Origin of the sequence: Streptomyces sp. NBC_00557 (genome assembly GCF_036345995.1) — a bacterium.
GTDB lineage: Bacteria > Actinomycetota > Actinomycetes > Streptomycetales > Streptomycetaceae > Streptomyces.
The window spans coordinates 2,865,006-2,881,814 of record NZ_CP107796.1 but is presented as its reverse complement, the minus strand read 5'-3'; the positions used below and the strand labels follow the sequence as shown (position 1 = coordinate 2,881,814).

Below are 16,809 nucleotides of genomic sequence, written 5' to 3'. Positions count from 1 at the left end.
CCTCGTAACATTGCCGCATGTCTTCGACCGAGTCGCCGTCCGTATCGGCCGCCAGCGTCCTTCCCAGGGTGGCGCCCGTCCGGGTCGGCGAGGGCGAGCGGCTGCGTTCCGTGAGGCTGCCCGGAGTCACCCTGGCGATCCGTTCCCGCCGTCCCGCCCGCGAGGGCCTGCCGCCCGCCCTGTACGTGCACGGGCTCGGCGGTTCCTCGCAGAACTGGTCGTCGCTGATGGCCGAGCTGGACGACGTCGTCGACAGCGAGGCGGTCGACCTGCCGGGCTTCGGCGACTCCCCGCCCCCGGACGACGGCAACTACTCGGTCACCGGGCACGCGCGCGCGGTGATCCGCTATCTCGACGCGTCCGGCCGCGGCCCGGTCCACCTGTTCGGCAACTCGCTCGGCGGCGCGGTCACCACGCGCGTGGCCGCCGTACGGCCCGACCTGGTCCGTACGCTCACGCTCGTGTCACCCGCCCTGCCGGAGCTGCGCATCCAGCGCACGGCGGCGCCGACCGCGCTGCTCGGCGTGCCCGGGGTGGCCGCCCTGTTCACCCGGTTCACCAGGGAGTGGACGGCCGAGCAGCGGATGCGCGGCGTCATGGCGCTCTGCTACGGCGACCCCACGCGCGTGTCGCCCGAGGCGTTCCAGCACGCCGTGGCGGAGCTGGAGCGGCGGCTGCAACTGCCGTACTTCTGGGACGCGATGACCCGTTCCGCGCGCGGGATCGTCAACGCCTACACACTCGGCGGACAGCACGGGCTGTGGCGCCAGGCCGAGCGCGTGCTCGCGCCGACCCTGCTGATCTACGGCGGCCGTGACCAGCTGGTCGGCTTCCGCATGGCCCGCCGGGCCGCCCGCGCCTTCCGCGACTCCCGCCTGCTGTCCCTGCCGGACGCCGGGCACGTGGCGATGATGGAGTACCCGGACGTGGTGGCCACGGCGTTCCGTGAACTCCTCGCGGACACCGCGAAAGCCGCCGCCGACGCGGGCACGAGGAGCTGAGGCCGGCGTGGGACGCCACAGCCGCCGCGGACCGGCCCCGAAGAACACCTCCACGGACACGGCCGCCCGGCCCACGGACCAGCGGGACTCCCGCGCACCCGGCACCGCCGCGCCCGCGGCCCGCGCCGACCGGCCCCTGCTGCCGGGCCAGCGCCCCGCACCGACGCCGGAAGGCCCCGCGGCCGCGCACGGTGTCCCCAGGCTTCCGGACGGGACGCCCGCGCACGGTGTTCCGAGGCTTCCTGACGGTACGCCCGCGCACGGTGTCCCAAGGCTTTCCGAGGGGACTCCTGCGCACGGGGTCCCCGGGTTCCGTGGGGGTGCTCCCGCTCGTGGTGGGCATCCCGAGCAGCGGGAAGCGGGCGGCGGCTGGGGGGAGTTCGCGGGAGCGGCCGGACCCGGTGCGGTGTTTCCGCGGCAGCGGTCGGCGGGACCGGGCGCCGTGCCCGGTCCTCGGCAGGAGTACCTTGACGCGTTCGCCGACGGCCACGACGGCCGCCGCGGCGGTGCCGGCCTGGACGACGACGTGAACGTCTTCGCGCCCCGCGCCCCCCGCCCCGGCGGGCCTGGCCCCACCGAGGCGCACCCGGCGAACACGCCGAGCACGCGGAGCACGCGGAGCACGCCGGAGGCGGACGGCGGTGACGGAGTCGCCGTCGGCCCGCCCGCGCAGCGCTCGCGCGGCGGCGCCCCGGCAGGCGCCCGGGGAACCGGGCGGGCGACCACCACGGACGCGCAGTCGCCCGACGGCACGGGCACCGCCCCGGAAACGGCACCCGGCCAGGACCGGCGCGGCCCCGCACGGGCCTTCACCGGCGTCGCCGCGGCCGCCATCACCACCGTGCTCGCGGTGGTCGTCGCCGGCCAGGTGACCGGCAAGCACGACACCGGCGCCGCACAGGCGCGGTCCGCCACCGGCCAGGCCCGCGCCGCACGCACCCCGGCCGGGGCGGGCCCGTCGGCCTCGCCGGGCACGGTGACGCTGTCGTACGAGCAGGCGATGGACCGGAAATACCCGCTCAGCCCGACACTGAAGGGCTCGGGGAAGTTCGGCACGGTGCCCGGGTTCGACAAGGCCCCGGGCAAGGGGCAGAAGTACACCTACCGCGTCGACGTCGAGCAGGGGCTGGGCCTGGACGGCAGGCTGTTCGCCGAGGCCGTGCAGAAGACGCTGAACGACGACCGCAGTTGGGCCCACGGGGGTGCCCGTACCTTCGAGCGGATCTCCTCCGGCAAACCCGACTTCGTGATCACGCTGGCCAGCCCCGGCACGACCGCCACGTGGTGCGCGAAGTCCGGTCTCGACACCACGGAGGACAACGTCTCCTGCGACTCGGCCGCCACCGAACGCGTGATGATCAATGCATACAGGTGGGCCGAGGGCAGCAAGACATACGGGGACGAAATCCACGCCTACCGGCAGATGCTGATCAACCACGAGGTCGGTCACCGTCTCGGCCACGGTCATGTGACCTGCCAGAAGAACGGCGAACTCGCACCCGTCATGCAGCAGCAGACCAAGTTCCTCGACCATGACGGAATCCACTGTCTGCCCAATCCCTGGCCTTACCCCGGGAGTTGACAGACGCCGCTCATGTCACATTGACATGAGCGGCGAGGTCGTACATATTTCTGCGCATGTGGTCTAGTCATGCCGCCCAGGAGAGCGCAGCCATCGAGCTGGCGCTCATCGGCGTGACCGCGCTCTGCGTGGCCGACATCCACTGTCGCTGACGCCGCCGCCCTGGCGCTCGCGTCGCGATTCTCTCTGTTCTTCCTCCGTCCGTGACCTCGTCACGACGTTTTCCGACGACCGGCGCCGGGGCCGACATCTGCCCGCAGTCGTCTCACTCCTCGTCCACATGTCTCACTGATCGAGAAACCCTCGATCAGTTTCCTCACGTCACCCCGAGAGGTCGTCATTCCGATGCGTCAACCGTCCCTCATAGCGCGCCGCGTGGCAGCGGCATCCGTCAGCCTGGTCGTGGCAGCGGGCGCCGCCGCCTGCGGCCCGAAGGACAACGATGCCAAGGGCTCCGGTGGCGACTCCGCGCCCCACAAGGGCGGCACCCTCACGGTGCTGAACTCCGAGCCGCAGACCGACTTCGACCCGGCCCGCCTCTACACCTCCGGCGGCGGAAACGTCCCTTCACTGGTCTTCCGCACCCTCACCACCCGCAACCGGGCGAACGGCGCGGCCGGCGCCAAGGTGGTCCCCGACCTCGCCACCGACACCGGCCGCCCCAGCAAGAACGCGACCGTCTGGACGTACACCTTGAAGAAGGGCCTCAAGTACGAGGACGGCACGCCGATCACCTCCGCCGACATCAAGTACGGCATCGAGCGCTCCTTCGCCCCCGAACTCTCCGGTGGCGCGCCCTACTTGAGGGACTGGCTGGTCGGCGCCGCCGACTACCAGGGGCCGTACAAGGACAAGAAGGGCCTCTCGGCGATCGAGACGCCGGACGCGCGGACCATCGTCTTCCACCTGAACAAGCCCGAGGGCGAGTTCCCGTACCTCGCCACGCAGACGCAGTTCACGCCCGTCCCGAAGAGCAAGGACACGGGCACCAAGTACGAGGCGCACCCGGTCTCCTCCGGCCCGTACGAGGTCGTCAGGAACGACAACGACGGCGAGCACCTGATCCTGAAGCGCAACCCCTACTGGTCGCCGGCCGTCGACGACCAGCGCAAGGCCTACCCGGACACGATCGACGTCCGCTCCGGCCTCGACTCCTCGGTGATCAACCAGCGGCTGTCCGCGTCCCAGGGTGCGGACGCGGCCGCGGTCACCACGGACACCAACCTGGGTCCGGCCGAACTCGCCAAGGTCAGCGGTGACAAGGAACTGGCCGCGCGTGTGGGCACCGGCCACTTCGGATACACGAACTACATCGCGTTCAACCCGACCGTGAAGCCCTTCGACAACCCGAAGGTGCGCGAGGCGATCGCCTACGCCGTCGACCGGTCCTCGGTGGTCAACGCGGCCGGCGGCAGCGCGCTCGCCAAGCCCGCCACCACCTTCCTGCCGGACCAGAAGTCCTTCGGCTACACGCCGTACGACCCGTTCCCGGCCGGCGCGTCCGGCAACCCGGCCAAGGCGAAGGACCTGCTCGCCGAGGCGGGTTACAAGAACGGGCTCACCATCACGCTGACCCATTCCAACGCCAAGGACTTCGAGACCAGCCCGGAGATCGCGACCGCCATCCAGGACGCCCTCAAGAAGGCCGGGATCACGGTCCGGCTGCAGGGCCTGGAGGACAACGACTACCGGGACAAGATCCACAGCGTGAAGACCGAGCCCGGGTTCTTCCTCGCCCACTGGGGCGCCGACTGGCCCTCCGGCGGACCCTTCCTCGCCCCGATCTTCGACGGCCGGCAGATCGTCAAGGACGGCGCGAACTTCAACACGGGCCTGCTCGACGACAAGTCGGTCAATGCCGAGATTGACGCGATCAACAAGTTGACCGACCTTGACGCGGCCGCCAAGCGCTGGGGCGCCCTCGACAAGAGGATCGGCGAGAAGGCCCTCGTCGTGCCGCTGTTCCACCCGGTCTACAAGCGCCTGTACGGCAAGGACGTCAGGAACATCGTCATCAGCGACTGGACCGGCGTGCTGGACATCTCCCAGGTCGCGGTGAAGTAGCGCCGTGGGCGAGGCACTTGTCGCCGTCGAGACCGCCGGGACGCAGTCGTCCGTCCCGGCGGGCCCGGGGGCCCGCCGGTTCTGGCGGCGGCTGCGCGCGCAGCGCGCCGCCCTGGTCGCCGCGGCCGTCGTCGCGCTGCTCGTCCTGGTCGCGCTCGCCGCGCCGCTGCTCACCGCCCTGGAGGGGCAGGACCCCACCACCTACCACCCGTCCCTGATCGACTCCGCGCGCGGGGGCGTGCCCATCGGCTCCCTCGGCGGTATCGGCGCCGACCACTGGCTGGGCGTCGAGCCGCAGACCGGCCGCGACCTGTTCGCCCGGCTCGTCTACGGCGCCCGGGTGTCGCTGGGCGTCGCGTTCGCGGCCACGGTGGTGCAGGTCGCCATCGGGGTCGCGGTCGGAGTGGGCGCCGCGCTCGGCAACCGATGGGTTGATCAACTGTTGAGCCGGGCCACGGACATCATCGTCGCGATGCCGCTCATGATCATGTCGTTGGCCCTGCTGGCCGTCGTGCCGGCCGGATTCCCGCGGCCCGTCCTGGTCACGCTGGTCATCGGCCTGATCGCCTGGGGCAACATCGCCAAGATCGTCCGGGCCCAGACGCTCTCCCTGAAGGGGCTCGACTACGTCCTCGCCGCCCGGCTGAGCGGCTGGGGCGCCTGGCGCGTCGCCCGCCGGGAACTGCTGCCCGGACTCGCCGCGCCCGTCATCACGTACGCCGCGCTGCTGGTGCCCACGAACATCACCGTCGAGGCGGCGCTGTCGTTCCTCGGCGTCGGCGTGAAGCCGCCCACCCCCTCCTGGGGGCAGATGCTCACCGCCGCGGACGTCTGGTACCAGGCGGCGCCGCAGTACCTGCTGCTGCCGGCCGGCGCCCTGTTCGTCACCGTCCTCGCCCTCACCGTCCTCGGCGACGGCGTGCGCACCGCGCTCGACCCGCGCGCCGCCTCCCGCCTGCGGGTCGGCACCGGCCGCAAGGACCCGACCGCACCCGGGAAGCCCGGGAAGCCCGGGAAGGAGGCCACCGCATGAGCGGCTTCGGCGGATTCCTGCTGCGCCGCGCCGTCGGCGTCGTGGTGACCCTGCTCGCCATCTCGGTGATCGTCTACGTCGTCTTCTACGTCACCCCCGGCGACGTCGCCCAGATCACCTGCGGCCCGCGCTGCTCCCCGGCGCAGGTGCACCAGGTCGCCCGGCAACTGAACCTCGGCGACCCGCTCTACCTGCGTTACTGGCACTTCCTGCAAGGGCTCCTGGCCGGACAGGACTTCTCCACCGGCACCTCGGTCGAGCACTGCGCCGCGCCCTGCCTGGGGCAGTCGTACCGCACCGACCAGCAGGTCCTGGACATCATCCTGACCAAGCTGCCGGTCAGCCTCTCGCTCGTGCTCGGCGCCATGGTCGTGTGGCTCGTACTGGGCGTCGGCACCGGTGTGCTGTCCGCGTGGCGGCGCGGCCGCGTCTCCGAGCGCGTCCTGACCGCGATCACCCTCGCGGGCACCGCCACGCCGGTCTTCGTCATCGGCCTGGTGCTGATGATCGTCGTCTGCGGCGAACTGCAGTGGCTGCCCTTCCCGCAGTACGTGAGCCTCACGGACGACCCCGAGCAATGGGCGTGGAACCTGCTGCTGCCCTGGCTCTCGCTCGCCCTCATCGAGGCGGCGGCCTTCGCCCGCCTCACCCGCGCCGCCATGCTGGAGACCCTCGCCGAGGACCACATCCGCACCTTCCGCGCGTACGGCGTCGCCGAGCGCTCCATCGTCGGCCGGCACGCCCTGCGCGGCGCCCTGGCGCCCGTGATCGCGCTGAACGCCAACAACGTCGGCTCGGCCGTCGGCGGTGCCGTCCTCACCGAGACCCTCTTCGGACTGCCGGGCATCGGCCAGGAGCTGGTGCACGCGGTGACCGTCGTGGATCTGCCGGTGGTCGTCGGCATGGTCCTGGTCATCGGCTTCTTCGTGGTCCTCGCCAACGCCGTCGCGGACGTCCTGTACGCGGTGGCCGACCGACGGGTGGTGCTCTCATGAGCCTGGTGGACGTCACGGACCTCACCGTCGGGTTCGGCCCGCTGCGGGCCGTCGACGGCCTCTCCTTCAGCCTGGCCAAGGGCGCCGCGCTGGCTCTCGTCGGCGAGTCCGGCTCCGGCAAGTCCACGGTCGCGGGCGCCCTGCTGGGCCTGCACCGCGGCACCGGAGCCCGGGTCACCGGCACGGTCCGCGTCGCCGGCACGGACGTGCAGGCCGCCACGGAGGAGGAGCTGCGGCGGCTGCGCGGCGCCGGGGCCGCGATGGTGTTCCAGGATCCGCTGTCCTCACTGGACCCGTACTACGCGATCGGCGACCAGATCGCCGAGGTGTACCGCGTGCACGCGCGCGTGTCCCGCCGTACCGCACGCGCGCGTGCGGTCGAGGTGCTGGACAGGGTGGGAATTCCCGGCGCGGCACGGCGGGCACGGTCCCGCCCGCACGAGTTCAGCGGCGGCATGCGCCAGCGCGCGCTCATCGCCATGGCCCTGGCCTGCGAGCCGGACCTGCTGATCGCCGACGAGCCGACCACCGCCCTCGACGTCACCGTCCAGGCGCAGATCCTCGACCTGCTGCACACGCTGCGCGAGGAGACCGGCATGGGCCTGCTGCTCGTCACCCACGACGTGGGCGTCGCCGCCGAGAGCGTGGACGACGTCCTCGTCATGCGGCACGGCCGGGTCGTCGAGCACGGCCCGGTCGGCACGGTCCTCGCGGCGCCCGCCGATGCGTACACCCGTGAGCTCCTCGACGCCGTCCCGCGTGTCGACGCCCGCCGCACCGCCTCCCAGGCCGCCGAGGAGGTCGTCCTGGAAGCCACCGGGGTGAGCCGCGTGTTCGGGCGCGGCAAGCGGGCGTTCACGGCCGTGGACGGCGTCTCGCTGACCGTCCGCCGGGGCGAGACGCTCGGCGTGGTCGGCGAGAGCGGCAGCGGCAAGACCACGCTCGGCCGCATGCTCGTCGGACTGCTCGCGCCGACCGCCGGCGCGATCCGCTACGAGGGCCGCCCGCACACCGGCGTGAACCCGGCCGTGCAGATGGTCTTCCAGGACCCCGTGTCCTCGCTCAACCCCCGCCGCAGCGTGGGCGAGTCCATCGCCGACCCGCTCCGCGCGCGCGGCGACCGCGACGAGCAGCGCATCCGGGAGCGCGTGACGGAACTGCTGGAGCGCGTGGGGCTCGACACGGCGCACTACGACCGCTACCCGCACGAGTTCAGCGGCGGCCAGCGCCAGCGCATCGGCATCGCCCGCGCACTCGCCGCCGAACCACGCGTCATCGTCTGCGACGAGCCGGTCTCCGCGCTCGACGTCACCACCCAGGCCCAGGTGGTGGAACTGCTCGGCGAACTCCAGCGGGAACTGGGCCTCGCCCTGGTCTTCATCGCCCACGACCTCGCCGTCGTACGGCAGGTCAGCGACCGGGTCGCGGTGATGCGCCAGGGGCGGATCGTCGAGCACGGGCCGGCGGACGAGGTGTACGACAGCCCGCGCGAGCCGTACACCAAGCAGCTCCTCGCCGCCGTACCCGCGCTCGACCCGGAGCTGGCGGCCCGGCGGCGCGCGGCCCGGCGCGCACCGGCCGTGGCGTGAGACGGGCCGCGGACCGCGCCGCGAGCCCGCCCGGTCCCAGCCCCGCCCGAGGCGTAACGTTTCGTGCACGGACGACGACGCCCTGAACCCCTAGCGCGGTGGAACGCGACCCGCACGCGAAAGTTACGACCGTTCACCCCTTTTGGTGGCGCGATGGACAACCGTCCGTCGCGCCACCGCCTTGTCCGCTTACGTTCGTCCCGCTGCGAGCCGCCGGGACAACGGCGGCTCACCGGACGGGAGATCGGGGGTGCACACGTGCGCATCGGACTGCTTACGGAGGGCGGCTACCCGTATGTGAGCGGTGACGCCGGACTCTGGTGCGACCGGCTCGTGCGCGGGCTCCACCAGCACGAGTTCGACATCTACGCGCTCAGCCGCAGCCGAAGCCAGGAGGACGACGGCTGGGTCCCGCTCCCGCCCCACGTCGGCAGGGTGCGCACGGCGCCGCTGTGGACCGCGGAGGACGACGCGTGGCGGAGCGGTCCGAAGGGCGTCCGTGGAGGCGCGGCGGCGCGAGACGGGCGGGCCTACGGGCGGCGCGCGCGCCGGCGCTTCGCCGAGTGCTACGGAGAGCTGGTCGGAGCGGTCAGCACCGGGACCGAGACCTCCTCCCAGGAGGCGTCCGCCGATCTGGCGGACCGTTTCGGCACGGCGCTGTACGGGCTCGCCGAACTCGCCCGCGAGGAAGGCGGCCTCGTCGGCGCCCTGCGCTCGGACACCGCCGTACGCACCCTCGAACGCGCCTGCCGCGCGCCCGGCGCGCTGCGCACGGCGCGCGAGGCGCGCGTACCCGATCTGCTCACCGTCACCGCACACCTCGAACGCGCCCTGCGCCCCCTCTCCCTCGACTGGTACGGCGACGACGGGCTCGGCGCGGCCGACCTCTGCCACGCCACCGCCGGCGGCTCCGCGGCCCTGCCCGGGCTGCTGGCCCGGCACTTCTGCGACGTGCCGCTGCTCGTCACCGAGTACGGCGTGCAGCTCCGCTCGCACTACCTGGCCCTCGGCCCCGACACCGCCGCACCCGCCGTGCGCGCGCTGCTCGGCGCCTTCCACAGCCGGCTCGCCGCCGAGGTCTACCGGCGCGCCGAGATTCTCACACCCGGCAACGCCCACGCCCGCCGCTGGCAGGAACGGTGCGGCGCCGACCGGGCCCGGATCCGCACCGTCTACCCGGGCATGGACGCCACCCGCTTCGCCGAGGTCGGCGAGGCCCCGGACCGTGCCGCCCCGGACACGCTGGTCTGGGTGGGGCGCGTCGAACCCGCCAAGGACCTGATCTCGCTGCTGCACGCCTTCGCCGAGGTGCGCAAGGAGGAGCCCAAGGCGCGCCTGAGGATCATCGGCGCGCCCGCCGGACCCGACGGCGCGTCCTACCTCGGCCACTGCAGGGCGCTCGCCGCGCAGCTCTTCCCGGACGAGGCCGAGGGTGTGCACGCCGTCGGCGACAACCCGGTGTCCTTCGAGGAGATCGGCGCCCCCGAGGCGCCCACGCTCCCCGAGGCGTACGCCGGCGGAGCCGTCGTCGTGCTGTCCAGCGTGGTCGAAGGCTTCCCGGTCGGCCTGATCGAGGCCATGTTCTGCGGCCGGGCGACGGTGTCCACGGACGTGGGCGCGGTGGTGGAGGTCATCGGCGGCACAGGGCTCGTCGTACCCCCGCGCAATCCGCGGGCGCTCGCCGAGGCGTGCGTGGCGTTGCTGCGCGACCCCGAGCGCCGTGAGCGGCTCGGCGCCGCCGCACGCGCCCGTGCGCTCGAACTGTTCACCGTCGAGCAGAACATCGCGGCATTTCACGGCATTTACCTGCAGATCGTCTCGCGCTGCCCGGTCCGCCGGGTCGTCCTCGACGAGGCCGGCGAGCCACGGCCGTTCGCCAGCCCCGCCGAGTCCCACGTCGCCGGCCGCTGGACCGGCCCCACGGCCCGCGTACTCCCGCGGGGCCTCCCCGGCTGGGCCACGGGCACACCGGTACGCGCCACACCGCTGGCCACCGCGGAGGGGGCGTGATGGGGGTTCGGGACGACCGCAGCGAGGGCCGCGACGACGCGCGTGGGGTGGGGCGCGACGACGCGCGTGGGGTGGGGCGCGACGACGCGCGTGGTGTGGGGCACGGTGCCGGGCACGGTGTCGAGCGCCGTCTCGGGCGTGGCGTGGTGGGCGAGTGGGGCGTGGTGGGGGAGCCGGGGGCGCTGGGGTTGGGGGTGCCGGGAGGGCTGGGCGCGTTGGGTGCGGGGGTGCCGGATGCGCTGCGATCGGGTGCGCCGGACGCGTCGCGGCCGGGGGTACCGGGTGGGCTGGATGCGCTGGGCGCGAAGGTGCCGGGTGGGCTGGACCGGCCCGGGATGCCTCGGGGCGGCGAGCCCTGGGGCGCTGGGGCGGGGGAGCGGCTCGGGGAGGAGGACGGCGGCGAAGGCGGAGGCTTGTGCGGCGAGGACAGCCTGTCCGGTGAGGAGGCCTGGTCCGGCGAGCACGGCCTGTTGCGCAAGGAAGGCGTGACCAGCGAGGAGGGCCTGTCCCGCGACGAGGGCCTGTCCCGTGAGGAGGGTCCGTCCCGTGAGGAGGGCCTGGCCCGTGAGGAGGGCTCGCCCCGCGAGCAGGTTTCGTTCGGTGAGACCTCGCCGGAGGGACAGGGGCGTGGGCGTGGCCCCGAGCGGAGCCGTCGGCGTGAGGCCGGCACCGTTGCCGCGGGCGCCGGCGTGAGCCTTGCGGCGCAGGCGGGACCGGACGAGAAGAGGCCGGGGCAGGCCGGTGACGGGGATTCCGGCAGCTCGGAGCCTGACCGGCGGCGCATCGCCGCACCCCGGCGGGGAGCCGCCGACCCCGTGAAGGCCCTGCTGCACCGGCACCGTGAGCTGTGCGAGCGGGCCGTGGACCCCTTGGAGATCGCCGCCGGGCTGGAGGCGCACGGCGTCACCGACCGGACCGCCGCCCGTTTCCGCCACCGCGACGTCTTCTCGCTCGCCGAGGAGCTGTACGCGCGCGTGCCGCGAGGCGCCGAGCAGCGCCCGGAGCCGGAGGCCCTGCCCGTACCGCGGGTCCGCGCCGGCTGGGTCCTGCTCGCGCTGCTGCCCGGCACCCTCGCCGTGGCCACCGTCGCCGGACTGCGCCTCACCCACGGCGAGCCCCGGCTGCTCGCCGTCGCCGCCGGCGTCATCGCCGTGGGCCTCGCCACACGTGCCGCGCTGCACCACGGCCCCCTCGCCGCCGCGCCCGGCACGCGCGCGTGGCGCACCGCGAACGCCACGCGCGCGTGGACCCTCTGGCTGCTCGGGTACGCCCTTTTCGGCGACGGCCTCCTCACAGCCGTGGTGACGGGCGGCCCCGACGCCCCGCCGACCGGCGCCCCGGATGGCCCGTGGCCCACGGCCGTCGCGCCCGTCCTGGCCCTCGTCCTGGCCTGCGCCCCGGCGGCCTGCTGCGCCCACCTGCTCATCGCGGGCGCCCGCCGCAGGCTCGTCGGCAGCCGGGGTCTGGAGGACTTCACGGCCGCCGTCACACCGCTGCTGTTCGGCACGTTCACCCTGTACCTGGGCGCGCTCACCGCGCTGCTCCTGGTGTGCGCCACCGTCCTGCACGCACCCGCGGCCTACCCGCAGACCCTCGCCCTGGGCTCCCTGCTGCTGCTCGCCCGCCTGCTCGTCGTGCACCGCCACCGGCACGCCCCGGCAGTGGCGCTCGGCGCCGCGGCGGCCACGGAGGCGATGGCGCTCGCCCTGCCCCTGGCCGGAAGACTGCCGGGCTGCGCCGTTCTCGCGACTCCCGTGCAGGCCGTGGTGGACGCCTGGGGGGTGGGCGCCCTTCCGGCCCTCACCTGCGGTGCCGCCGCGCTGGCTCTGCTGTGCCACGCGACCCGCATCCTCACCCAGGCCATGGCACACGCGCCCACGGGAGTCCCCGAATGACCGTCCGCCGCCGGCCCGGGTCACCGCCGGAGGCGACCGCACCACCCGTTTTTGAAGGAGAAAGCCAGATGACCACCTCCCGCCCCGGAGCGTCCGGGGCCCCCGGATCCGCCGGTGCGTCCCCAGCCGCAGCAGGCGCAGGCGCCGCCGGGACCGCCGGAGCCGGAGTCCGGGGAACCACCGGGTCCGCCGGCACCGTGAGAACCGGCGGACCCGCCACATCGTCCTGCCCCACGGCACTGCCCTGGCCGGCCGCACCCTCCCGGCCCACCGCGCCGTACCAGGCCGGCGCAGGGATGCGCGCCGAAGGACACAAGGCCGGCGCACGTCGCGTAGGCCCCGGGAGGCACACCGCGCCTGCCGGTCGAGCAGCCACCCGCGGCCATGGTCGCGCCGTCGGCGGCACCTTCGGCCACCCGGGCCCTGCGAGTCCCCCGAGCCCCTCCGGCCACATCGACCACCGGCCCAGCCCCCACGGCCCAGCCGGCCACACCGGCGCCTACACCCCGGGAGCCGCCCGATGAGGGTCCTGCTGATCGGAGCCAACGGATACATCGGCCGCTTCGTCGCCGACCGCCTGCTCGCCGACCCGGCCGTCCAGCTCACCGCGCTCGGCCGCGGCGACGACGCCGACGTCCGCTTCGACCTCGCCACCGGCAGCCCCGGCGCACTCACCCGCTTCCTCGACGCGGTGCATCCCGGCGTCGTCATCAACTGCGCCGGCGCCATCCGCGGCGGTGCCCGGGAACTGACCCGGCACAACACCGTGGCCGTCGCCACCGTCTGCGAGGCCCTGCGCCGCAGTGGCTGCGGGGCCCGGCTGGTGCAGATCGGGTGCGGCTCCGAGTACGGACCGAGCCAGCCCGGCTCCTCCACCGCCGAGGACGCCGTACCGCGCCCCGGCGGCCCGTACGGCGTGAGCAAGCTCGCCGCGACCGAACTGGTCCTCGGCTCCGGCCTGGACGCCGTCGTGCTGCGGGTCTTCTCTCCGGCCGGCCCCGGCACCCCGGCCGGCTCCCCGCTGGGCCGGCTCGCCGAGGCCATGCGCCGCGCCATGCAGTCCGGCGACGGCGAACTCAAGCTCGCCGGGCTCGGCGTACAGCGCGACTTCGTCGACGTACGCGACGTCGCCCGCGCCGTGCACGCCGCCTCGCTCTCCGCCGCGCAGGGCGTGATCAACATCGGCTCCGGCCGCGCCGTCCGGCTCCGTGACGCCGCCGCCGTCCTCGCCCGCGTGGCCGGATACGGCGGCACCCTGCACGAGCTCGACGCCCCGCCCGGACCGCTGCGCAGCGCCATCGGCCACCCCCGCGGCGACGCCGACCACGCGGCCCCGGTGGCGTACCCGTACCCGGACGGCTGCGGCAGCTGGCAGCAGGCCGACGTGCGCACCGCGCGCGACCGGCTCGGCTGGCGGCCCCGCATCAACCTCGAGGAATCCCTGGCCGACATCTGGATGGAGGCGGCATGCCGCATCTGACCAGCACCACCGCGGGCGCCACGAGCACCGGCCTGCGCACCGCCCTCGGCATCCCCGGCTACGCCCACCCCCTGGTGGCCCCCGCCCAGTGGGAGGAACTCGCCCACCCGGGCGTCCCCTTGGACTGGGTGGTCCTCGACGTGGCCCAGGGCCCCGGCGCCCGCCCCGACCCGCACTGCCTGGAGGCGGCGGGCCGCCTGCGGGGCGCCGGCGTCCGTGTCCTCGGTCACCTGGACCTCGTCCACGGCGCCCGCGCCTTCCCCGAGCTGATCTCCGACGCCCACCGCTACCTCGACTGGTACCGGGTCGACGGCTTCCTGCTGGACCGTTGTCCCACCGAGCGGACCCTGCTCGCCGACGTCCGCCGCGCCGTCACCACGCTCCGGGCGATCAGTGACACCGCCCACATCGTTCTCGGCCACGGCAGCCATCCGCACCCCGGTTACGCGGAGAACGCCGACCAGCTGGTGACCTTCTCCGGCGCCTGGTCCGACTTCCGCTGGTCGCAGGTGGCCGAGTGGACCGCCGACTATCCACCGGACCGCTTCTGCCACTTCGTGCATGGCGTGCCGCGCGGCCACCTGGAGGAGGCGCTGCGCATCGCCCGCTGGCAGGGCGCCGCGACGATCTACTTCACCGACCACACGGACCGCGGCGGCCGCGCCGACCCGTGGGAGACGATGCCCGGCTACTGGGACGAAATCGTCTCGCGCATCGGAACAGGTGTCTCGGAATGAAGAAGGCCGTGGCAGTGTTACGGGGAGAACAACTGTAGTGATTGACCGACCAACGGAGTCCCCGTGTCGCTGCCACCCCTGGTCGAGCCAGCTCCTGAGCTCACCGTAGACGAGGTCCGCAGGTACTCCCGCCACCTGATCATCCCCGACGTGGGCATGGACGGGCAGAAGCGGCTGAAGAACGCCAAGGTGCTCTGTGTGGGCGCCGGCGGCCTGGGCTCGCCGGCGCTGATGTACCTGGCCGCCGCGGGCGTGGGCACCCTCGGCATCGTGGAGTTCGACGAGGTCGACGAGTCGAACCTGCAGCGCCAGATCATCCACAGCCAGTCCGACATCGGCCGCTCCAAGGCGGAGTCCGCCCGGGACACCGTCAAGGGCATCAACCCGTACGTGAACGTGGTCCTGCACGAGGAGCGGCTCGAAGCCGACAACGTGATGGACCTGTTCAGCCAGTACGACCTGATCATCGACGGCACGGACAACTTCGCGACCCGCTACCTGGTCAACGACGCGTGCGTCCTGCTGAACAAGCCGTACGTGTGGGGTTCGATCTACCGCTTCGACGGCCAGGCCTCCGTCTTCTGGTCCGAGCACGGCCCCTGCTACCGCTGCCTCTACCCGGAGCCCCCGCCCCCCGGCATGGTCCCCTCCTGCGCCGAGGGCGGCGTCCTGGGCGTGCTGTGCGCGTCCATCGGCTCCATTCAGGTCAACGAGGCCATCAAGCTCCTGGCCGGCATCGGCGAGCCCCTGGTCGGCCGCCTGATGATCTACGACGCCCTGGAGATGACCTACCGCCAGGTCAAGGTCCGCAAGGACCCCAACTGCGCGGTCTGCGGCGAGAACCCGACCGTCACCGAGCTCATCGACTACGAGGCCTTCTGCGGGGTCGTCTCCGAGGAGGCCCAGGCGGCTGCCGCCGACTCCACGATCACTCCGAAGCAGCTCAAGGAGTGGATCGACGACGGCGAGAACATCGAGATCATCGACGTCCGCGAGCCGAACGAGTACGAGATCGTCTCCATCCCCGGCGCCCGGCTGATCCCGAAGAACGAGTTCCTCATGGGCACCGCCCTGGAGACCCTGCCGCAGGACAAGAAGATCGTCCTGCACTGCAAGACGGGTGTCCGCAGTGCGGAAGTCCTCGCGGTTCTGAAGTCCGCGGGCTTCTCCGACGCCGTCCACGTCGGCGGCGGCGTCATCGGCTGGGTCAACCAGATCGAACCGCACAAGCCGGTCTACTGATCAGGGGTCTCGCTGGCCAGCGGGACTGACGAAGCCCACGGCTCCGACCAGCTCAGATGCCGTGGGCTTCTGTCGTTGTTGGTTGACGTTGGCTGACCTCGGACGGCCCCACGACGGCCCAGGTATGAGTCCTTGCAGAGGTGCGGCCTTGCACAGCGAGTGACCCTATGCGCTGATCGGGTGGCCTAGGCGTGCGTTGACTTCGTCGATGGCCCGGAGGTGGCCTGCCGGCACCGACCGCGCACCACCTCTCGCAGGGGCCGAACCATCGTCCCTGACCGGCTCGGGCCCGTCGGTTCCCGGCCCTGTCGCGTGACCGCCGCTGGACAACCACACTGGTCGGTGGGGCACCCTCTCGGAGGCGCTTGCCCGCGACGGAAGGACGGACCCATGCCCACGGAGACGCTTCCCGGCCCGCTGCGATTCCTGGTCTTCGGCGCGGCCCTGCGGGTCGATTCGACCAACGCCCGCCTCGCCTCCCTCGTGGCCCGGCTCATCTCCGACACCGGTGCCGCCGTCGACCTCGTCACCATGCGCGACTTCGACATGCCCTTGTACGACGGAGACATGGAGGCCAGCGAAGGACTGCCGCACGGCGCCCTAGCCCTACGCGACCGGCTTGAGCAGAGCGACGCCTTCGTCATTTCCTCGCCTGAATACAACGCCTCCGTGCCGGGAGTGCTGAAAAACGCGATCGACTGGGTCTCGCGTGTCCGGCCGCAGCCGTTCAAGACCAAGCACGCGCTGCTCGTCTCCGCCTCGCCGTCGCTGGTCGGCGGCAACCGCGGCTTGTGGGCTCTGAGGATTCCCTTGGAGCACCTGGGCACCCGCGTCTACCCGGACATGTTCAGCGTGGCCAACAGTTACAAGGCCTTCGCCGATGACGGAACACTGGCCGACCCGGGGCTCCAGCAACGTCTCACCGAGACTGTGTCGGGTTTCCTCAGCCTCGTCGAAGCGGACGTGCGCTACGTCTGCCTCGAACGCCGCTGGTACGAATTCCTGGGCGACCGTACCGAGGCGGCCATCACCCAGCGGGCCGAAAAGTGATGCCGGGGACACCTCAAGTTCAGGTCCTTGTGGGCACCGGCTTGAGACCCCGACGCCACCACCGCTTTAGGAGTTCGATCTGGGCTGAAACTCCTTCGGCAGGACCACCCGGCTTGGGAGTACTGGCCGTT

13 protein-coding genes are annotated in these 16,809 nt (G+C 72.9%); all 13 read left to right on the top strand.

Annotated features, from left to right (window positions below; genetic code table 11):
* The first annotated feature begins 17 nt into the window (after positions 1–17).
* The 13 genes from OG956_RS11935 to OG956_RS11875 all read left to right on the top strand — a co-directional run bounded on the left by OG956_RS11935 (position 18) and on the right by OG956_RS11875 (position 16,678).
* Positions 18–1,001: an alpha/beta fold hydrolase gene (locus OG956_RS11935; protein ID WP_330337939.1), complete on the top strand. Its 984-nt coding sequence runs from the start codon at positions 18–20 to the stop codon at positions 999–1,001.
* A 7-nt stretch (positions 1,002–1,008) separates the two neighbouring features.
* Positions 1,009–2,583 (top strand): DUF3152 domain-containing protein, encoded by a 1,575-nt coding sequence (locus OG956_RS11930; RefSeq protein WP_330337938.1) that lies wholly within the window; start codon positions 1,009–1,011, stop codon positions 2,581–2,583.
* Positions 2,584–2,639: 56 nt separating this feature from the next.
* On the top strand, positions 2,640–2,735 hold the full coding sequence (locus tag OG956_RS11925; RefSeq protein ID WP_330337937.1) for an Ms4533A family Cys-rich leader peptide: 96 nt from the start codon (positions 2,640–2,642) through the stop codon (positions 2,733–2,735).
* A gap of 193 nt (positions 2,736–2,928) precedes the next feature.
* On the top strand, positions 2,929–4,647 hold the full coding sequence (locus tag OG956_RS11920) for an ABC transporter substrate-binding protein (RefSeq protein WP_330337936.1): 1,719 nt from the start codon (positions 2,929–2,931) through the stop codon (positions 4,645–4,647).
* 4 nt (positions 4,648–4,651) lie between these two features.
* Positions 4,652–5,680 carry an ABC transporter permease gene (locus tag OG956_RS11915; protein ID WP_330337935.1) on the top strand — a complete coding sequence of 343 codons (1,029 nt, stop codon included), beginning with the start codon at positions 4,652–4,654 and terminating at the stop codon, positions 5,678–5,680.
* Positions 5,677–6,675 (top strand): ABC transporter permease, encoded by a 999-nt coding sequence (locus OG956_RS11910; RefSeq protein WP_330337934.1) that lies wholly within the window; start codon positions 5,677–5,679, stop codon positions 6,673–6,675. Before OG956_RS11915 ends, OG956_RS11910 begins: the two co-directional genes overlap by 4 nt.
* Positions 6,672–8,264, top strand: a complete 1,593-nt coding sequence (locus tag OG956_RS11905; RefSeq protein WP_330337933.1) for an ABC transporter ATP-binding protein — start codon at positions 6,672–6,674, stop codon at positions 8,262–8,264. Before OG956_RS11910 ends, OG956_RS11905 begins: the two co-directional genes overlap by 4 nt.
* Before the next feature lie 258 nt (positions 8,265–8,522).
* On the top strand, positions 8,523–10,274 hold the full coding sequence (locus OG956_RS11900) for a DUF3492 domain-containing protein (RefSeq protein ID WP_330337932.1): 1,752 nt from the start codon (positions 8,523–8,525) through the stop codon (positions 10,272–10,274).
* A gap of 815 nt (positions 10,275–11,089) precedes the next feature.
* Complete coding sequence (locus tag OG956_RS11895; RefSeq protein ID WP_443065673.1) at positions 11,090–12,169, top strand: hypothetical protein; 1,080 nt, start codon at positions 11,090–11,092, stop codon at positions 12,167–12,169.
* 520 nt (positions 12,170–12,689) lie between these two features.
* Positions 12,690–13,649, top strand: coding sequence for an NAD-dependent epimerase/dehydratase family protein (locus tag OG956_RS11890; protein ID WP_330337931.1), 960 nt, complete (start codon positions 12,690–12,692; stop codon positions 13,647–13,649).
* Entirely contained in the window at positions 13,637–14,386 is a 750-nt protein-coding gene (locus OG956_RS11885; RefSeq protein ID WP_330337930.1) for a spherulation-specific family 4 protein, read from the top strand. Before OG956_RS11890 ends, OG956_RS11885 begins: the two co-directional genes overlap by 13 nt.
* Before the next feature lie 63 nt (positions 14,387–14,449).
* Positions 14,450–15,628, top strand: coding sequence for an adenylyltransferase/sulfurtransferase MoeZ (moeZ, locus tag OG956_RS11880; RefSeq protein WP_330337929.1), 1,179 nt, complete (start codon positions 14,450–14,452; stop codon positions 15,626–15,628).
* A 390-nt stretch (positions 15,629–16,018) separates the two neighbouring features.
* Positions 16,019–16,678, top strand: coding sequence for an NADPH-dependent FMN reductase (locus tag OG956_RS11875; RefSeq protein ID WP_330337928.1), 660 nt, complete (start codon positions 16,019–16,021; stop codon positions 16,676–16,678).
* The last annotated feature ends 131 nt before the right edge of the window (positions 16,679–16,809 follow it).

Coding starts and splice junctions, on each gene's coding strand:
- OG956_RS11890 (WP_330337931.1), top strand. CDS start 12,690: ATGAGGGTCCTGCTGATCGGAGCCAACGGATACATCGGCCGCTTCGTC.
- OG956_RS11905 (WP_330337933.1), top strand. CDS start 6,672: ATGAGCCTGGTGGACGTCACGGACCTCACCGTCGGGTTCGGCCCGCTG.
- OG956_RS11920 (WP_330337936.1), top strand. CDS start 2,929: ATGCGTCAACCGTCCCTCATAGCGCGCCGCGTGGCAGCGGCATCCGTC.
- OG956_RS11875 (WP_330337928.1), top strand. CDS start 16,019: ATGCCCACGGAGACGCTTCCCGGCCCGCTGCGATTCCTGGTCTTCGGC.
- OG956_RS11885 (WP_330337930.1), top strand. CDS start 13,637: ATGCCGCATCTGACCAGCACCACCGCGGGCGCCACGAGCACCGGCCTG.
- OG956_RS11935 (WP_330337939.1), top strand. CDS start 18: ATGTCTTCGACCGAGTCGCCGTCCGTATCGGCCGCCAGCGTCCTTCCC.
- OG956_RS11910 (WP_330337934.1), top strand. CDS start 5,677: ATGAGCGGCTTCGGCGGATTCCTGCTGCGCCGCGCCGTCGGCGTCGTG.
- OG956_RS11925 (WP_330337937.1), top strand. CDS start 2,640: ATGTGGTCTAGTCATGCCGCCCAGGAGAGCGCAGCCATCGAGCTGGCG.